Source organism: Methylomonas sp. MgM2 (genome assembly GCF_054172045.1).
On record NZ_JBSYXO010000039.1, the window covers coordinates 20,361 to 39,001 of the forward strand.

General features: G+C 51.9%; 13 protein-coding genes. 4 read left to right on the top strand and 9 right to left on the bottom strand.

Annotated elements, in window-relative coordinates; genetic code table 11:
• Nucleotides 1-53: 53 nt before the first annotated feature.
• Together ACW73I_RS19875 and putA are read right to left on the bottom strand one after the other, a co-directional pair.
• Nucleotides 54-458 (bottom strand): hypothetical protein, encoded by a 405-nt coding sequence (locus ACW73I_RS19875; protein ID WP_458031223.1) that lies wholly within the window; start codon nt 456-458, stop codon nt 54-56.
• A 387-nt stretch (nt 459-845) separates the two neighbouring features.
• Complete coding sequence (gene putA, locus ACW73I_RS19880; RefSeq protein WP_458031224.1) at nt 846-3,956, bottom strand: bifunctional proline dehydrogenase/L-glutamate gamma-semialdehyde dehydrogenase PutA; 3,111 nt, start codon at nt 3,954-3,956, stop codon at nt 846-848.
• A gap of 603 nt (nt 3,957-4,559) precedes the next feature.
• On the opposite strand from putA, the gene ACW73I_RS19885 reads away from it, so the two are divergent.
• Nucleotides 4,560-5,756, top strand: a complete 1,197-nt coding sequence (locus ACW73I_RS19885) for an AAA family ATPase (protein WP_458031225.1) — start codon at nt 4,560-4,562, stop codon at nt 5,754-5,756.
• A 2-nt stretch (nt 5,757-5,758) separates the two neighbouring features.
• Complete coding sequence (locus ACW73I_RS19890) at nt 5,759-6,355, top strand: DUF4276 family protein (protein ID WP_458031226.1); 597 nt, start codon at nt 5,759-5,761, stop codon at nt 6,353-6,355.
• Nucleotides 6,356-7,066: 711 nt separating this feature from the next.
• On the opposite strand, the gene ACW73I_RS19895 is transcribed toward ACW73I_RS19890, so the two are convergent.
• The 6 genes from ACW73I_RS19895 to ACW73I_RS19920 form a co-directional block, all read right to left on the bottom strand.
• A complete protein-coding gene (locus ACW73I_RS19895) occupies nt 7,067-8,737 on the bottom strand; it encodes a lipoxygenase family protein (protein WP_458031227.1) in 1,671 nt (556 codons plus the stop codon).
• A 109-nt stretch (nt 8,738-8,846) separates the two neighbouring features.
• Complete coding sequence (locus tag ACW73I_RS19900; protein ID WP_458031229.1) at nt 8,847-10,427, bottom strand: peroxidase family protein; 1,581 nt, start codon at nt 10,425-10,427, stop codon at nt 8,847-8,849.
• Nucleotides 10,428-11,102: 675 nt separating this feature from the next.
• Complete coding sequence (locus ACW73I_RS19905; protein ID WP_458031231.1) at nt 11,103-11,828, bottom strand: SDR family NAD(P)-dependent oxidoreductase; 726 nt, start codon at nt 11,826-11,828, stop codon at nt 11,103-11,105.
• Between the two features lie 55 nt (nt 11,829-11,883).
• A complete protein-coding gene (gene rbsK / locus ACW73I_RS19910; protein WP_458031232.1) occupies nt 11,884-12,798 on the bottom strand; it encodes a ribokinase in 915 nt (304 codons plus the stop codon).
• A gap of 191 nt (nt 12,799-12,989) precedes the next feature.
• Nucleotides 12,990-13,475, bottom strand: coding sequence for a cytochrome P460 family protein (locus ACW73I_RS19915; RefSeq protein WP_458031233.1), 486 nt, complete (start codon nt 13,473-13,475; stop codon nt 12,990-12,992).
• Nucleotides 13,476-13,842: 367 nt separating this feature from the next.
• Complete coding sequence (locus ACW73I_RS19920; protein WP_458031234.1) at nt 13,843-15,576, bottom strand: NAD-dependent malic enzyme; 1,734 nt, start codon at nt 15,574-15,576, stop codon at nt 13,843-13,845.
• A 632-nt stretch (nt 15,577-16,208) separates the two neighbouring features.
• On the opposite strand from ACW73I_RS19920, the gene ACW73I_RS19925 reads away from it, so the two are divergent.
• Nucleotides 16,209-16,721 carry a lysozyme gene (locus ACW73I_RS19925; RefSeq protein WP_458031235.1) on the top strand — a complete coding sequence of 171 codons (513 nt, stop codon included), beginning with the start codon at nt 16,209-16,211 and terminating at the stop codon, nt 16,719-16,721.
• 4 nt (nt 16,722-16,725) lie between these two features.
• Nucleotides 16,726-17,199 carry a lysozyme inhibitor LprI family protein gene (locus ACW73I_RS19930; protein ID WP_458031236.1) on the top strand — a complete coding sequence of 158 codons (474 nt, stop codon included), beginning with the start codon at nt 16,726-16,728 and terminating at the stop codon, nt 17,197-17,199.
• A gap of 186 nt (nt 17,200-17,385) precedes the next feature.
• Here the strand turns inward: ACW73I_RS19930 and ACW73I_RS19935 are convergent, their stop codons facing one another.
• Entirely contained in the window at nt 17,386-18,159 is a 774-nt protein-coding gene (locus tag ACW73I_RS19935) for a hypothetical protein (protein ID WP_458031237.1), read from the bottom strand.
• Between the last annotated feature and the right edge of the window lie 482 nt (nt 18,160-18,641).

Sequence of the window (18,641 nt, forward strand, 5' to 3'; positions counted from 1 at the left end):
TTGGGGGAGACAGCTTGTCTACCCAGCCTATTCGAATAGCCCGATCGATGGAATCAGTCCGCAAGCGGCAGTCCGTTCGGTACCCGCGACGGAACCGTGTCGCGCAAATCCAGGCTGCCGGTGTCGGTCAATGCATGCAAAAATTCGATCAAATCATGAAATTCGTCGTCGTTCAGCTGAATCGGAGCGATTTCGATGCTGTCGGCAAGCGCTGCACGCGTCGCCGTGTCTTGATGGGCTTCGAAATCGATGGCGTCCAAATCGTCACGTGCGGGTAATGCCGCTTGCGCCGTATCGTAGTCGTTCAGGCTGTTGCTGGAGTTCATGTGATGGCGAACGATGCCTTCCAGGGTGTTGTAAGCGCCGTTATGTCCCCAAGGGCCGGTAATCGCGACGTTGCATAAGGTCGGCGTGCGGAAGCGGCATTGCCTGCCGGGGCCGATTTGCGGTATGCCCAAGTGTAAAACTGTTGGTCGGTTTGGAATTTGCCGCTGTGGCAGGAAGCGCAACGGCCGCCGGAATTGAAAACTAGCCTTTTTCGATGTTGGAACTCATCGCGTTCCAATCGCCCCTGACGTAACGGTCGAACGGGCTGTCGCCGCGGCCGGCGTGCTGAAGCCCGAAGGCTGGCTTAGGTCTTGTTCTACCCTGCCGTCGTGGAACATTTGGTGAATTCATACGAGTCGTAGAACCCGAGTCCGGTAGGACTTGGCAGTTAAGCTAGGGCGCAGGTTTTTGAGTCTATCCGCCCGGGTCGGCGAAAATCGGCAAAAACTGCGAGATACGCCATGCATGCCCGGTTAAAAAACATAGTTTAGAAGCCCGCGTTGTCGTTACCAGGCCGATTACGCCGTGTTTTCGCCCAGCAACCACGGATTGCCGCCGATCGCGGCGATATTGGTGCTCAGGGTTTGTTCCGTGCTAAAGCGTTGCAGATAATCGGGGCCGCCGGCTTTGGGGCCGGTGCCGGACAAGCCCATGCCGCCGAACGGTTGAACGCCGACCACCGCGCCTATCATGTTGCGGTTGACATAGACGTTGCCGACGCGGGCATGCTTGCGTACCGTTTCCACCGTGGCGTTGATGCGGGTATGCAGGCCCAGCGTCAGCCCGTATCCCGTGGCGTTGATCGCGTCGATCACTCGATCGAGTTCGCCGGAACGGTAGCGGACTATATGCAATATCGGGCCGAACACTTCTTGTTCGAGCAGCGATAGAGCCGGAATTTCCGCCAGCGTTGGCGGGAAGAAAAATCCCTTGGATAGATTTGGGCTCAAGGATAAGCGGTACAGCACTTTTGCCTGCCGCTGCAGAAAGTCGACATGGGCGGTCAGCGTTGCGATGGCGGCTTCGTCGATGACCGGACCGATGTCGGTATCGAAGGCCACCGGCGAGCCGACCCTGATCAGGCGCATCGCGCCTATCAGCCTGGCGACGACTCTATCGGCGGTTTCTTCCGGTAAGAACAGGACTCTCAGGGCCGAGCAGCGCTGTCCCGCGCTATTGAATGCCGACTGAAGGGCGTCGGCGATCAATTGTTCTTCGTGCGCACTGCTGTCGGCAAGCATGACGTTTTGGCCGCCGGTTTCGGCGATGAATGCGGCGATGGCGCCGGAACGCGCGGCCAATTGCCGGTTGATGATTTGCGCGGTGGCGCTGGAACCGGTAAATGCGACGCCGGCCACGCGCGAATCGCTCAATAAATGGCGGCCGACCTCGGCACCTTCGCCCGGTAATAACTGTAAGACGGACGTCGGTACGCCGGCTTCGTGCAGCAGCTTCACGCAAGTCATCGCGGTCAGCGAGGTTTGCAACGCCGGTTTGGCGATCACGCTGTTGCCGCTTGCCAACGCCGCGGCGATTTGACCGACGAAAATCGCAATCGGAAAATTCCACGGACTGATGCAGACGAAAACGCCGCGGCCATAGCGAAATAAGCGGTTGTCCTCGCCGGTCGGGCCGGGCAAGCGCTGAGGCTCCCCGTATAATTCGACGGCCTTGGCCGCATAGTAGCGGCATAGATCGACCGCCTCTCTGACTTCGGCCGATGCGTCCCGCAAGGTTTTTCCGCCTTCGCGCATGCACAGCGCCAAAAGCTCCAGGCGATTCCGTTCCAGTAAATCCGCTGCTTTCAACAAATACGACGCCCGCATTTCTACCGGACATAAGCGCCAATCTCTGAATGCCTGATAGGCTGTCGACAAGGCCTGTTCTATATGTTCCGCTTTGCTTAATACGACTTTACCTACCAGTGCATCACGATCGAACGGACTGCATATTGAAATCGATTTGCCGTCTCCAAGTTCGCCCGCGACCAGCGGCGCGGCCTGCCGGGTTTGCTGGAAATAAGGTCGTAAGTCTTGCTCAAGCTGACGGATCAATTCCAGATCGGCTAAATTTAGGCCCTCGGAATTCTTACGTTGCGGGGCGAATAGATCGGGCGGTTTGACCGGCGGATGGCGGCCATCGCGGTGTAATTCCTCGACCGGATCGCGCACCAACTGATCGATGCCGATTGCCGGGTTTTCGATTTGGTGAATGAAGGAGGTATTGGCGCCGTTTTCCAACAAGCGCCGCACCAAATACGGCAATAAGTCGCGATATAAACCGACCGGCGCGTAGACCCGGCAGTTTAAATCGGAACGTTGCGACAACAGCTCGTCGTACAGCACTTCCCCCATGCCGTGCAAGCGCTGAAATTCAAAGCCGGGATGTTGCCGTCCCAGACAGCAAACGGCGGCGACGCTATGGGCATTGTGGGTGGCGAATTGGGGGTAGATGCGGTCGGGACGCGACAGCATCAGACGCGCACAGGCCAGATAGGAAACGTCGGTGGCCGCCTTGCGAGTATATACCGGGTAATCCTGCCAGCCGTTTTCCTGAGCGCGCTTGATTTCGCTGTCCCAGTAGGCGCCTTTGACTAATCGGACCGGAATCAGGCGCCGCTGATGTCCGGCTAAGGCTGCCAGCCAGCCAATCATCGGAAACGCGCGCTTTTGGTAGGCTTGCACGGCCAAGCCCAGGCCGGACCAATCATTCAAGCCTGGGTCGGACCATACCTTGGAAAAAATTTGTAGAGACATGTCCAAGCGTTCGGCTTCCTCCGCATCGACGGTGACGCCGATATTGACGGCTCGTGCGATCTTGACCAGCGATAACAGTTTATCGCTAAGGGCTGCCGTCGCCTGCTTGTGCTGCAAGACTTCATAGCGCGGGTAAAGCGCCGAGAGTTTGACGGAAATACCCGGATTGGCGAATAACTCGGAATGGGCTGCCGACGATAATGTCTCGATCGCGTGCGCGTAGGCCTGGTAATAGCGTTCGGCGTCTTCTTCGGTCAAGGCCGCCTCGCCCAGCATGTCGAAGGAATAACGGTAATGTTCATTGTGCTTTGCCTGATCCAGCGCAGCTTCTATGGTTTCGGCGATCACGAAGTGTTTGGCCAAGTGTTGCATAGCCTGTTTGACGGCATTACGTATCAATGGCTCGCCTAAACGGCTTAACAATTCGTCGAATATCCGTTTTTGCTCGTGTTGTATGTCGCGGATACGCTCTTCCATTTTTCCGCTCAACAGCAAGGCGGTGCTGGCCAGGTTGACCAGAACGGAATCGCTGTGCATCAAGTGACTATGCCAATCGGCTTCGGCCAGTTTTTCCTGCAAAAAACGCCGTTGAGTTTCGACGTCGGGTATGCGCAGCAAGGCTTCGGCCATGCCCATCAACACGATGCCTTCTTCGCTGTTCAAACTGTATTCCTGTAAAAAAGCGTCGAACGCCGACCGCTCAAAATGCCGGCCGCGCACATCGGCGATTAAACCGGCGGCCAGATCGGCTGCCGATTGCCGGTCGTAATCTCCCAGATAGGCCGTCAACTCCGAGAGGAGCTCCGCCTCGGTCCGGACATAGGACGGATTAATCAGCTGATACAGGCTTAACAAACTATCGGAGTTTTCCATGTCGATTCACCGTTGTCCGGATTAAGGCGATTTTGTCAAGGCGAGCGGCGCACCGCATCAGACCGCTATTTGGATCATATCCGCCTCCACTTAATGGTTATGAATACGCGGCAGTTAGAGATCGTCTTAACTGAATAGTTTCGGTTGCGAGAGTCGACCGCCGAGTTGGCTTATTTGTTCATTGTTGTTCCCGATCCAAATATGCTTATACGCTGTGGTTTAAACTCGGGACGATATTGGGAAGCTAATGGCAGTCGGGTCGCCTATGTTGAGAAGGCACTATCGACCCGAATGCGACAATTACTCTAAATTTACCAATGACCGTAAATTGATAATAAGCCGATGTTGGGTTTGCAGAAGTAGGCAGGGTTGAATGATAATGAAACCCAACTTAGAAGTTGATAAATAGAGGCGTTTGAATGTAAAGAAACTCGGTAATTTCAAAGCATTTGCTGAATTTCGCGTTGCTCCACCCAGCCTAAGTCCCTGTGAACTTGAACGCCGTCGATACCGTGCGCCGGAAGGTGAGGCGTTCAATTACCAAGGCTAGCCAAGCAGTTCGATTGCCGTTAACGTAGATCAAATTACAAAGAACCTAATCCCATGGCCCATGCTAGTATCACCCGCGTCGTATTACGAAACTACAAAAGTATTGGTTATTGTGACGTAAAATTGGACCAACTCACCTATTTAGTAGGGGCAAACGGTTCCGGTAAAAGCAACTTCCTCGATGCCTTGCACTTGGTACGAGATGCCTTAACAAATTCGTTGGACAACGCGCTAAATGAACGCGGAGGCCTGTCGGAAGTACGCAGACGTTCAATGGGCCATCCAAATCATTTCGGCATTCGTCTGGAATTTTCACTAGCTACTGGGCAAAAAGGACATTATGCATTCAATGTCGGAGCACTTTCCGGTCAAGGCTATAAAGTGCAAACCGAGGAATGCGTATTGGAAGGTATCGGTAAAGGTCCGTTTTTCCAGATCGATAAAGGTAAGCTGCGCAACAGTAGCGAGGCGACGTTCCCCTCGGTAACCTCCGATCGCTTAGCCTTGGTTGCCGCTTCCGGCTTGACCGAATTTCGCCCGGTTTTCGACCTGTTCTCAACCATGGGATTTTACAATTTGAATCCTAAATTGATGCGCGAACTGCAAAAACCGCAAGAGGGTAAATTACTGAAGCCGGTTGGCGAAAACATCGCTAGTGTCATTGGACACTTAGAAAAAGTATCTCCAGAACGTACGACCATCATCCAGGAATATTTACAAACCGTCGTACCTATGGTTCATGGCGTCGAACGTAAGCCCATTGGCCCGATGGAAACCCTCGAATTTCGTCAAGACATGGCCGGAGCCAAGCATCCCTGGCGTTTTCTGGCGCAAAACATGTCTGACGGCACCTTAAGGGCATTGGGAATATTGGCTGCACTATTTCAAGGTAATCGGGATTACGCGCCCACCTTGATTGGCATCGAAGAACCGGAGACGGCTCTACATCCGGCCGCAAGCTCAGCTTTGCGCGAAGCGTTGAATCGGGCTTCGCAAGAAACTCAAATCATCGTCACCAGCCACAGCCCGGATCTGCTCGACGATCTGCAATTGAGCGCCGATTCTTTATTGTCGGTAGTTTCCGAAAAAGGTGAAACCCGGATCGGCCCCATTGACGAAGCGTCTCGGCATGCGATTCGAGACTCGCTGTTCTCTGCTGGCGAATTGCTGCGCCTAAATCAACTGGCCCCTGACCGCAAACAATTAGAAGCGCAAGAAGAAAAGCAAACCGATTTATTTGGAGACAGCTAGACGTGCTCAATGTGACTGCGATTGTGGAGGGTGATGGCGAAGTAATCGCTTTACCAATCCTGTTAAGGCGACTCAACGAGTGGTTAACCCCGGACGTATATGTCGATGTAGGTTATCCGATTCGTGTCCGCAGAGACCGATTTCTCAACAAGGAAGACGAATTTCGCCGCCACCTAGGCCTTGCCGCCAACAAATGCGGTGACGAAGGCTGGATATTAATCCTATTCGATGCGGACGATGACTGCCCCGCCGAACTTGGTCGAGAGATTTTGGCGCGCGCCCAGCGTATCGCCCCACACCGTAAAATTTCCGTTGTGTTGGCAAATAGAGAGTACGAAGCTTGGTTTATCGCAGCCGCCGAATCGCTGCAGGGAAGCCGAGGTTTCAATTATGATCCGACAAACCCTGTCGATCCTGAACGACCTCGCGATGCCAAGGGCTGGATCAACGCGTGCATGGTCAACCGCTCGTATGGCGAAACCACTGACCAACCGGCATTTTCCGCGCAAATAGACTTACAGCTAGCATTTGACCGTAGTCGTTCGTTTAGAAAGCTTTGTAGTGAATGGAATAAACGGTCACAGGTTCATAGCGATTAACATCTCCCCCTTCGATTTTTCCAGCATTGACTAGTCGCCGCGAGCTAATCAAGCAACCAGAGAAAATTGAGGGGCGAGTTTTACATTCAAGCATATATAGCTAAACTGAAAGACAGGTATCCATTCTGCTGTTGCCACTAAATGCAAAAACGCATCGGTCAGCTATTGGCCGAGGCTGTGTAAAAACTCAAAACGAAATACAAAAATAAAAATTTGCCCCACTTAGGTCGTAATTTCCTCAGCGAATGAAATAAAAATTTCCACTTGACCATAAAAAAATAGGAATAAATCGATTGAGTTTTCCACCGACCTTTGGATTTTTACGTTTTTACACAGTCTGGGCCGAAACCACCAGCGAAACAAATTCCATTGTTCGCTGCGATCGATTTTAAAAAATGACAGGCAACTTTATCCCGCGTCAGCACATAACGGCGGGGACCGCGATGCCAGGATAGTGTGGGCAAATCAGTCGCCGGCATTCATGGCGCCGCGGGTCATGTTCGATGCGGACGGTGTTCCCACGTTTCCAGACAAGGCGATTGCATTGAGAGTAGGGCAAGCCTGAAAACCGAATTTGCCGGCGGTATCCACAATTGGTCGCGCGGGCGGCGGCCAAACCGTCAGTAACCGGCCCCGCGAAACTCCAGATATCAGGAAAAGGGCGTCGATAAGATTCCACTCCCGGCCGTTCAAACGCCGGCGTTCTCTCGCTCAGACCGTAACACCGTTCGGGATTTCACTGGGCTTAAGGCGATCGTAGGGAACAGGCCGGCTGGCGTTTGCCTGATCGATTTGTGTTTCTATCCGTTCCAACTCGCTCTGGAACCGTTCGATGACCGCGTGGGCTTCGGGGTCGAAGCGGTTCAGGTCGTACCGGCCAATCCGGTTGACGCGAAAATTGGTCTGAAAAAATGTCCAGGTCTGAGACAGGGCCGCGCGAAAAGCCGGTTGGATTTTGAACAAATCCGCTTCGGTCCATGACGCCGCTTTTCCGTCGGGCGGCGGGATGTAAGCCGCATACGGCATGTTCGGAACGAAGCCCGCGTATTCATATTGCTTGAAGTGTATGCAGGAATGATAGGCCGTGCACAGGAAGATAAAGTGGCCCAGGGTCGAAGCCAATTCTTGCTTGGAGCGAAAACTATTGGGGAAACCCGGTATCCTGCCGCGGTCCTGAGCCGTGATGTCGTTCGCCCAGGCTTGTAATTCATGGTCGCCGGATACATCCGCATCGGTTCGATAATAGAGATCGACGTAGTCAGTCGCAAAGGTTTGAATCGCGTTCCATAGCAACATGCCGTCGTCTCGAAACGGGTAAAACAGTTCCGGATTATCGACCTCACGCCTAGCGATGTCGTTCGGAAAGGCCGTGTCGGCGAAATTGAAGCTGGTCATGCCTTCGGCCATGCATTGGGTCGTGGCGTCGTAGTCGCCGGCGAACAATTCGCCGAAGCGGCCCGGCCGGCCTTTCCGGTCTCGCAGGAAAGTATGTTGGTGGTTGACGATCAAGGTGTATTGCAAATGCGGTCGCAACAGCACATACAGCGGGTGGGAACGGTATAATTGCCGGTGGGACGCCATGATGATCGCTTCCATGACGTAATGGATGCGGGTCGCGTGGGTGTACAGGATGTGGTGGTTGCCGTCGGCAATTTGCGCGAATGTTTTGGCCGCCAGCCAAAGTTCGCCGTCGTTGGGGGAATACACCGGATTGTCCGGCCTGCCGTCTTGGTAAAGCTGAATCGCGATCGGCCGCAGCATGCCGTCGGCTTGCTGGAAAAGTACCACGGTCGGCGTCGTGATGTATTGCTTACGGCCCCCGTCTATGCTTCCCGGGTTCTGCTGCAGCACTTGCAAAACCGCGTAGTCAAGCAGGTAAAGACGTTTTTGCTTGACGGCGGCCGTATAGTTTATTTCGTCAACCTGCTCCGCAAAAATTCGTTGAATTTCCTTCTTCGGCAGCGCTTCCGGTAGCGGTTGGCGGTTGGATACCGCCCGCAGCGCGACCGGATTGACGCCGACGACGCGTTGCAGTCCGAATTGCAGATCGTCTTGAAAACGGTCGATCAGGGTTTGGTTGGGCGGCGGGCTAAACGGATAAAAAATATAGTCGCGGTAATTTCGCAGCGGCAGGCCGAACAAATGGCGCAGGAATTGATATGCCAGGCTCGGCAGGCTGGGGATCAATTGCGCCAGATTCGCGACCAATCGATACAAGTACCAAAATCCCGGTATTTCCCGCCAAGATAACTTACGCAGCACCGCGATGGTATCGGCATATTCATAGGTATATTCGTAGATGGCTTGCATACGCTCCAGGTAAACACGGCGTTTTTCCCGGTTCGCTATGTTTTCTTCTTGATGTGGCAGTTTGTTTTTCATACCTCCCCCTTGTTGGTCGGTTTTTCGCCCGGCAACGATAAGCGATTCACGTCGTACGCGGCCGGCATCACTCTACTGCGGTTCGACCCGGGCCACGGCGACATCCAAGTCACTCGATATATTGAAAGCTGGCAATGACGTTGTCGGGATCTTTCACGTTGCGTTTAACGATATCGGCGAGGCTGCCGGTTGCGTCGATGACCGAAAGCCCGACGTTGGAGAATGTGTTTTCGTTCTGGATGTGGACAGACATCAGCGGATTGGTCAGCGCGTGCGTGAATGCGTCATACCCAACCATTCTGGCCATCAAACGTCCTAACATGAAACTGGCGTCCGCTTTCTCCGCAAATATGCCGACATGCCACTCCAAGGCGTCGATGTCGCCGTTATAAAGTTGTTTCAATTCCTGTTGCAGCGCCGGATCGTCGGTCAACTCTTCGAAACTATTCAAACGGGGCATGCTGAAGGCTTCCCGATAGTCGTTGAAAGAGCGGAGCTTGGCCTGGCGCGCCATGTCGACGGTGCGTTCCATCACGCTGCGCCGGTCATTGCCGAGCGGAAACGGCTCGAAGAAGAAGCGATGGGTGTTGTAGAGGCCGATACGCCCGGCTTTTTGTTTGGACGCCGCCGTGATCAGAGGGCCAAGGCCGTATTCGGTCACCAAGGGCGGATTACTGCGAAATTCGTCCAGCTCGTAGCGCTGATCGCCAACGGCAAAATATTCAGGCACCAAGGAGTGCCAGCGGTAGAGCAGGTTGAATTCCAACGCGATCCAATTAGTGCGGTACCACTTCTGTTTTTCCGCCATGCCGGGCGTCGGATCCAGCGTAAAGCCGATGCCGGAAAACTGTCTGATGTAGTCTCGTAACACCACTTTTATCAGCAGGACTATCATCGTGTTTCTGGCGGTTTGGAACAAGCGTTCGTCGTCCCATTCCGGGTAGGCGGCCGTCAGCAAATCGCATATCCGGTTGTGTTCGCGCAGCATGATGGTGTTCAAGATCGAATAACCGATTGCCGAATTGCCATGTTCCAAGCCGACAGCGAACATGCGTTTCAGGCGCTCTTCCGGCACATCGGCGAAGATAAATTCCAAGGCATAACGCGGGTGCAGATTCTCGAATGCCGGCTCGGCGAACACCCAGTTCTTGCGCGTGGTTTTCTCGACATTGAACAAATAGGGCGGGTAAACTTCGCCGTCGATGATCTGATACTTCAACTTGCCGCCTTCCTTCAGGCGCAGAATGTCGGTTAGCTCTTCGCGCAGACCATAAATTTGGCAAAGGTCGATTTCGTGATTGGAAGTGTTTTTGCGGCGATCGAGCAGATTGGTCCTCAGAAAACTATCGGTGAACCATTGCGCGAAGAAAGCGAACAATAGACTGGTGTTGTCCGAGGGTATTTCTTTATTCTCCTGCCGGCGCCACAAATCGACCACCTTGTCCGCGCTGGGCAGGTTTTCGTCAGGCTCGGCTTCGGGCAGGTGCCGCCCGGTAAAAGTCCTATCCGTTAAGGATTGCCATGTCGTGTAGGATGAGGCCATGGAAAACGGACGCGGCCTCGGCGGCGCGGAATAAGCGATCTTATTGATGTAGAAATCGCTGATCAATCGCCGGATCCAGGTGATTCGGGAAATAAATCCTATTATCCCCGGAAAGCGGATTAACAGACCGAACAAGAAGTCACTCATGATTTCACCTCCGCCATTTTGCGGAATGCATGGTTACTTTCCGTGAAGGAAGGAGTCCATAGGATTTGGCCAAAAACAACTTTCCGTTTTGCCGGTGCGAACCCTGGGGCATACCGAATGAGGAACGCCGTGAACCCTTCCATGGGGCTTGACGGCAGCGTCCTTGCTGCCGACATCCTCACTCGGTACGCCCCCAGTGACTATTGCCATATCGGGAAGTTATTTTGGACGATATCCATAGCCGAAAGGCGTCCTAACTGGACGCCAGCGTTTATGAAGCATTCGACCGCGTTTCATTATAGACGCATTTTATAAACGCATTCACTAGCCTTCATGACGGCGGTTGTGCAATCCGGAATCAGAAAACGGAAACGAAGTGCCTAACCGCGATCAGGCATTAGGATGATCGCCGGTGCGAATGGTAGACAGTCGAAAACCAACGGTTTTCAAAGCCCGGTAGAATTTGAAGCCGATTTGAAACAAACACGTGCTTGTCGATTCATCCGGCCGCTATTCCGGCTAGGATCAAAACCGGCCGCGAATGTTTGCCGCCGCCGCGCGTTTGTCCGGGCCCGTCAGCCGCAGGTGCACGAAATACAGTCAAGTGCCCGGCGGTTAATTTTGCCTATGACCGAAATCTTCCGGCGCGCGACGTACGCGGTTTTTCTATGGAGGTTAATATTCCCAGCCGCCGGCAACGCTAATCAACGCGCCGGTCATCGTTTCCGGGCTGTCCCAGATTAGCCAGCTTACGGTACGGCCAATTTCATCCGGCCGTACCGGCCGGCCGAAGGGAATTTGACTGGCCATATGCCGACGGTCTTCCGCGTCTATGTCGTCATCGTCCACCAAGCCCGGACAAATCACGTTGACTTTGACCTTCTCCGCAGCCAAGGCGGCCGCCAAACTCTTGCTCAATGCCACGACGCCGCTTTTCGCCGCACAGTAGCCCGTCGACATAGGCCAAGCCTTGGTATTTTCCACACCGGCAAAGGCGAAGTTGATAATGTGTCCTTGGCTATTACGCAGTGCATTCAATGCGTAATGGCTGGTATGGAAGCAAGTGTGCAGGTTCAGGTTAATGTCGCTGATCCATGCCCGGGGCGTAAGCTCTAGAATGTCTTGATGTACATAAGGCCCCACGATGTTGATCAGCGCATCGATAGAGCCGAACAGTTGTAAGGTGTTGCGCACTAATTGTTCGGCTTGTTCAGGCTCGGTCAAGTCGGATTGGAAAAAATGATGGCCGACGCTTTTTTCGTCGAGCCAGGCTTTGAGTTTGTCGGCTTTTTGCTGATTGGAATAATAGTGTAGGGCCAGGTTAACCGGTTGCCTTGCGAGTTCCTTTGCGATTGCGATGCCGACAGCCGAGTTACTACCCGTGATTAAAATGTTTTTCATGTCTTATAGATCGATAGTTTGATTTAGAAAGGAAAATTGCGATACTCAGACCGCATCAACCGTTCAAAATCTCAGTGACTTCTTTGAGGGTGGGAATAGACGATGCGGCGCCTAGACGAGTGACGCTTAAAGATGCGGCGACATTGCCCAATTCTATCGCGCGGAGCAAATTCAAACCCGACAAAATGCCTGCCGCAAGGCCTCCGATGAAAGTATCGCCTGCACCGGTTGTATCGAGCGCGCTAACGGTGCGCGCGGCCACTCGATGCGTGGTCCCGTCTTGTAACAGGCGTATGCCTTTGTCGCCCAAGGTTACGATGACTGTTCGGTAACCGCGGCTTTTCAGTTGCAGGGCGGCGTCGAAAACGGATTCGTCGTCGTCGACATCAATAGTTACGCCGGACAAAGACGCCAGCTCAATCCCGTTTACGACCAATAAATCGGTTAAGGTACTTATGTCCGGCAATATCGGCCTGACCGGCGACGGATTAAGCAGGGTCGCGGCACCGCCATGCTTGGCTTTTTTGAATGTCTTCAGTATGACCTCATCCGGAATCTCGAACTGAGCCAACACGACATCGCCCGTTTCGACGGCTAAATGGTCCAGAAACTCGTCATCCCACACCGCATTGGCCCCCGGGATGACGACAATCGCATTTTCCGAATTGTTCGATACGGTGATCAACGCCGTACCGGTCGAATGATCGGTCAATAGCCGTACATTGTCGGTATTAATGCCTTCTTGCTTTTGAAAAGCGAGTAATTGCTCGCCGAAGGCATCGTTGCCGACACGGCCTATCATCAGCGTCTCGCACCCCAAGCGCCTGCATGCAACGGCTTGATTTGAACCCTTGCCGCCCGGAAAGTATTTAAGGTCCCGTCCGAACACGGTCTCGCCGACTTTCGGCTGTTCTTTCACGAATGCGACGATATCCATGTTGAGACTGCCGATGACGATTGCTTTGTTCATGTGGTTTCCTCATCTGAAAAAGTCCGGCGACAACGTCTAGGCGGGAGAGTACAGCTTGATTAACCGGGCGTGAATTGCGCTTATCGAAGATATTGGTTTACGAAATTTATTCGGATGCATTGCGTAGCGATTTCATCTATTCGAAAAGGTATGGATGGGCTGTGTCTGTTAACCCATCCATACGTTTAAGCTTATTCGCGATATTTCGAATAAACGTAATCGCTCTGTTTTTGCGGTTCGTGACAACCGAAACACGACTTTCCACCGTCGTTGGTCAGGCGTTCGGTTTTGCTGTTACCGGCAAAGCCTTCAAAGCCCCAGCCGCCGGTTGCGGCGTATTTCTTGGCGTCTTTGAGCATGACGCCGATTAGTTTGCGCTCCCCTTCCTGTATGGTCTTGTCTTTTTCTTCATATTGCAATAGGTCGAAAACCAGTATCGAGCCATCGGCGTATTTACCGTTTTTCAAGCCTTGCTCGGCTTGTTTGTTGGCGTACACGTGATGCAAACCCTGAAACGGGTTTTCCAGTGCGTGGCCGGGTTCGATCAGCATGCTCTTGACATGCAGCCAGTTGCGGTAACCCTCCGGATACGGCACGGCGTCGTCGCCGGCAACGGCGGCAATCGAACCGCTGCAAATAAGCCCGGCAATAACCAGTGAAAGTGTTTTTTTCATCATTGTATCTCCTATCGGTTGATAGAGGCGGGTGATTTCAAAGAAATCCCGCAATGTTTTATGAGGTTTTGCCGGCTTTGTCAATATAATAGTGAATCGCTATTTACTGCTTGTCGCGGGAGTCGTAAATTTCACTGAACTGGTTTTTCATCGATAGCGTTGCCAGCATGATCGCTGAAAACGCGCTTCTACCTGAGCGCTACGACATCCTCCATCGCGAGCGAGTCCGAGAGGTCGATTCGGACCTCTCTTTTAGGCGCGGAAAGTGATTCCGGAAATCATCCCGTGTCGGCCCAAGTGCGCCGATATCATCAGAGTTTCGTCCGTTTGTTTCCAATGCGGACACGACGCTCTGCGACGCATCGGCTTGTTAATTCTCGGGACTGTATTGGTAAGGCAGATGTTTGGCTTCCCAAAAATTGGCTTTGACGAATCGTTCCAAATGCTGCGCGGGGAGGTTTTTCGCATTGACGTGGCCTTCTTGAACGGCTTTTTCCAACACACGAGTAGCCACCAAAGCGCTGACCGCCTTTAAATCGGTCACCGGCGGATAGATCATGCCGCTATCGAGATAATGTTCGGCCACATAATCGGCCAACGCATATGCCGCTTCGGCGACCATGGTGTCGCTGATATGAGAACATTCGCCCAGTACCGCCGCGAAACCGAGACCGGGAAAGATAAACGCATTGTTACCCTGGCCGATCGGGTAGCGCTTGCCGGCATGGTCGACATCGTCGAACGGACTGCCGGTCGCAACGATGGCGCGTCCTTCCGTCCACTGCAAAATATCGGCCGGCAACGCTTCGCAATTGTCGGTTGGATTCGATAGCGGGAAGATGATGGGGCGTTGGTGCTCCGTCGCCACGGCCTTTATGACGGTTTCGTCGAATAAACCGGCTACGCCGGAAAGCCCCAATAACACGCCGGGTTTCGTGTGTTTGACCACTTCCAACAAGGTGGGGACCCGGTCCGGTCCGATGCCCCAGCCGCTGTAGACATCGGGCGATTGAGCCAATGGCAGCTTGTAAGCGTCGCGGGTATAGCCATCGACTACCAGGCCGCGTCCGTCGATAACGTAGATCCGCCGTTGCGCCTGTTCCTCGCTGAGACCCGCGTTAATCATGCCGGTCTTGATCGCCGTCGCGACGCCGATTCCCCCGGCCCCGGCCCCGGCGACCACAACCGTTTGATCGATCAGTGTTTCGCCTTTGAGCTTGCAAGCGGAAATCAGACCGGCTAGAGCGACCGCTCCGGTTCCTTGTATGTCGTCGTTGAAACAGGGAACCTGGTCGCGATAACGGGCCAATACGTCGAAGGCGACATTCTTCGCGAAATCCTCCCATTGGATGATCGCTTTGGGCCACTTCTTTCCAACCGCGGCGACAAACTTGTCGACCAGCGCAAAATAGGGCTCGCCATGCAGGCGTTTCATTGAAATGCCCAGATACAGCGGGTCGTTCAGCAAGACGTCGCTATTGGTGCCAACGTCCAGGTTGACCGGCATGGTTTGGAATGGGCACAAGCCGCCGCCCGCGGTATAAAGCGCCAGTTTGCCTATGCAGATAGCCAAGCCGCCCATGCCTTGATCGCCTATTCCGAGAATGGCGGAGGAATCGGTCACGACCATCAAACGGATATCGTGCCAGGGATAGTCTTCGAGTATTTGATCGGCATGATCTATATTTTCGGCAGATAGCGTTAAGCCCCTCGCCGTGGTGTACAAGGTACTGAATTGCTGAACGGCCATCCCGATAGTCGGCGTATAGATGATGGGCATCATTTCGCTCATATGCCTTTCCAGCAAGGCGTAAAAGAGCACCTCGTTGCGTTCTTGGGCCGCGCGCAGGAACTGATATCGGGCTAAGTTGTCCTGAAGCCTTTGATAGTTAACGTAAAGCCGGTCGACTTGTCCGTCGATGTTCGTGACGCGTGGCGGTAATAAGCCTTCCAAACCCAACATTATTCGCTCTTCTTTGGTAAATGCAGACCCTTTATTGACGGCAGGCAACCTCAGTATACCGATGCCTTTAATGGAAACCTGCATGTAACGCGTTCCGTCCGCATCGGTTCGGTAGTCAAAATAATCGCTTAATCGTGTCATGAAAATGCCTGCTGTCGGGTCGAATGAATTTTAAAGGACTTGAAGATTTTTCCGGACCTAAGGGAACAGATGGATTAGCCGGTAGAAGTTTAGCGTACCCAGGTGTTTATAATGATTCCGATTGTCGGCCATACCTAACCTTGAATCAATAGGTGTAGCGGCCCGATAATATAAATCACGGTAACGATTACATCCGTTTTTCGGGATCACATTAGCTGAGAATATCCGGGCATCAGCCCAAGCTCCGATTAGCGAAAACGTAATCGGAAGAACGAAAATTGAACGTTCGTGCGATTACGCCGGGTTAATCGAAGGGGTCTTGAAACCGAGTTCATACGGTGCATTTGAATCCCGATCAGGAGAAACCCAATAACCAATCATCCAAAGAGGCTGCTACATAGGAAAAAGCAACCGCATAGATGAATTAACCGAGGCGGCAACGAGCTTGCGATTTTCCGGAAAAAGCCGTTTACGCTTCGCGTATAAACAAGTTTTCTATTAAACTTCAACTGACAGGACGAAAAGTCCGATCGATTTATTGCGTCGAGTTTATCGTGATTCTGTCTATAGACTGGATAAATAATAGGCGTACTCGCGTGTAAATTCATCACAACTAGTTTTCGAGGTTCTTTATGTCGACCACCCACGATAAATTATCTCTCAGCGACCCGGGTTTCAACCTACTCAAGGAGATCGAGGAATGCCGGTTGGAGCCCTATGATGATCAGTCGGGATTGCCAATATCCGAGTGGACCATGGGAGCGACGATAGGGGTAGGTCATCTGATTAGCAAAGCCGAATGGGAAGCCTTTAAAAACGGAATCACAACGGATCAGGCTAACGATTTGTTCGAGAAAGACTTGGAACCCTTTGTCGAAGATGTGCGGAAATATATACAAGTCGGCTTGCAGCAACAGCAGTTCGACGCCTTGGTCATGTTGGCGTTTAATATCGGTTCCGGCAATTTTTCGAGTTCTTCCGTCGTTCGGCTGATTAACAATCCGACAGCACAAACCGCTTATCGGAATCTTGAAGAGGCCTGGAAAGCCTGGAACAAGTCGCAAGGCCGTGTGATGAAGGGTTTGGAAAATCGGCGCGCGTGCGAATGGAACGTTTATTCCAAAGGCATTTACCAAAAGTGGTGACCTTATGCGAGTCAAAACACCGAATTTCATGGGGGCGATATTTGCCGCGTTAACATTCGGCTGCATGTCGGTCTGTTTCGCTATTGACAACCCGGATGCTCCGGATTGGCTGGCGGATTTCGAGGCTAGCAGCGCGCGATTTGAGCTTGCGATTCAACAGGCGCAGAATCAAGTTGAAATGAATCGGGCTTATACCGAATATAGAAACTTTTTAGATCTTTCATTGAACGAGGCTTACATGCGCTTGAAAGAGCAGTTGGACCGGACCAATAAAAAAGATCTCACCTATTCGCAGCGGCGATGGTTGAAGTTTCGAGACGCCGAGTTCGATTTTATCGATCAAAATTGGACCATCGCGAATTTCGGTTCGTCGTCGGTATTGTCGCGCAATGCCTATAGGTCTCAAGTCGTCAAGAATAGGGTAGTGACCTTGCTGCAGTATCTTAAGAACTATCCGGCCCGCCCCGCCGCGGATTGATGCCCGTCAAAGGCCGGTTCTATTGAATAGGCTAGGACGTTGCGCCCTAGCGCGTGTTCGTTTCAAATACCGAAAATGGCCATAAACATTTAATAGCGTTAGTCCGATAATCAAACCAAAATAACGATTAAAAGTTTATTGAAGCATCGTATTAACGGTTGTTAAATTACCAAGCTGTCCAATCGGTTAATCATCGTGATGATCGCCGTGACTATGTGATTTGTCATCGAGATACATGTTGATTTCATTGACAGTAGGCATTACTTCGACCACTTCGCCGTCGCCATCGCATGTATCCGGTAAGTCCGAGGTTCTGACGACATCAATCGATGCGGCATAATCATGGTAAACGTGTGTTTTGTCGTCGCCCATGCCGAATTTGCTGTCTCCGGTATTTATCCATGCCGATTTATAGCCGGCTTTGCAATATTGCACGGATGGAAAATATATTTTTATTTTGGAAACACAGCTTGCCGGATCAATTTTTGGAAAGTTGGTTTTAAACTCAAGGTTATCGTAGTGATCATTATCGACGCGGCCTCTTAACCATTTAAGCGCGCGTGCATCGGTGGTATTCACGCCGTGATTGTAAAACGGGTCTACATTTCCTTTTACGACGATATTTTTTGCAAAGTTCGGGTTGAGGCGCTGCTTGACACCCATTACGGCGTTTGCGCCATGGACGGTGCCGTCTTCGGTTATTTCCGAATAGGTATTCTGTACGGTAGCTCCGTTAGGGAGTAATAGCGCTACGCCTACGGTTGGAAAATGCTTCCCTTCGGCATTAGTGCAATCGTGGGAGACGTTGACATCTAAGAAAGCGCTGCTTCCTTCTTTATACTCTCTTGCCCCATCGCCTACCGCAATGGCATCTTCAACCGCAATGTTTAAATGAGCCACGGCGACACCGCTGGTCAAGCCGAGAGCCGCAAGAACGGACAGTTTTGAAATATTACGCATTATTTTTAGCCTCATATTATATATTCGGTAACAGTCATATATTTTTCATTGCTCCGACATTCAGCTGAAAACTGTATTCGATGGCAATGTAAATAGCCGATTGTGTGAAATTACTATTGCGATCAATCTAACACGTCGACCAGAAAAGGCGAGGCAAGCAGTGTGCCACATAATGAATCAATAATATTATAATTAATATAATATGGTTCGGATTAAAATAAAATTACTTTTTGGTTCAATATGCTAAATGTAATTATCTTAATTATTTTTAGCATAGGTATAGTGATGAATTTTTTATAAAATAGTATGAATAATCTGATATTTTTAATAAAACTATGTCACGCGCGGGTATTTTTGGGTCAAATAACATAGTGTGTTATTTTGTTTCTTTAGCGAATAATGCGGATTAACAGGCTGTTGAAATTTGCCGCCATACCTTCGGTTTCGACGCCATTTTTTGAAGCGCCGGGTGGTCTGCTAGC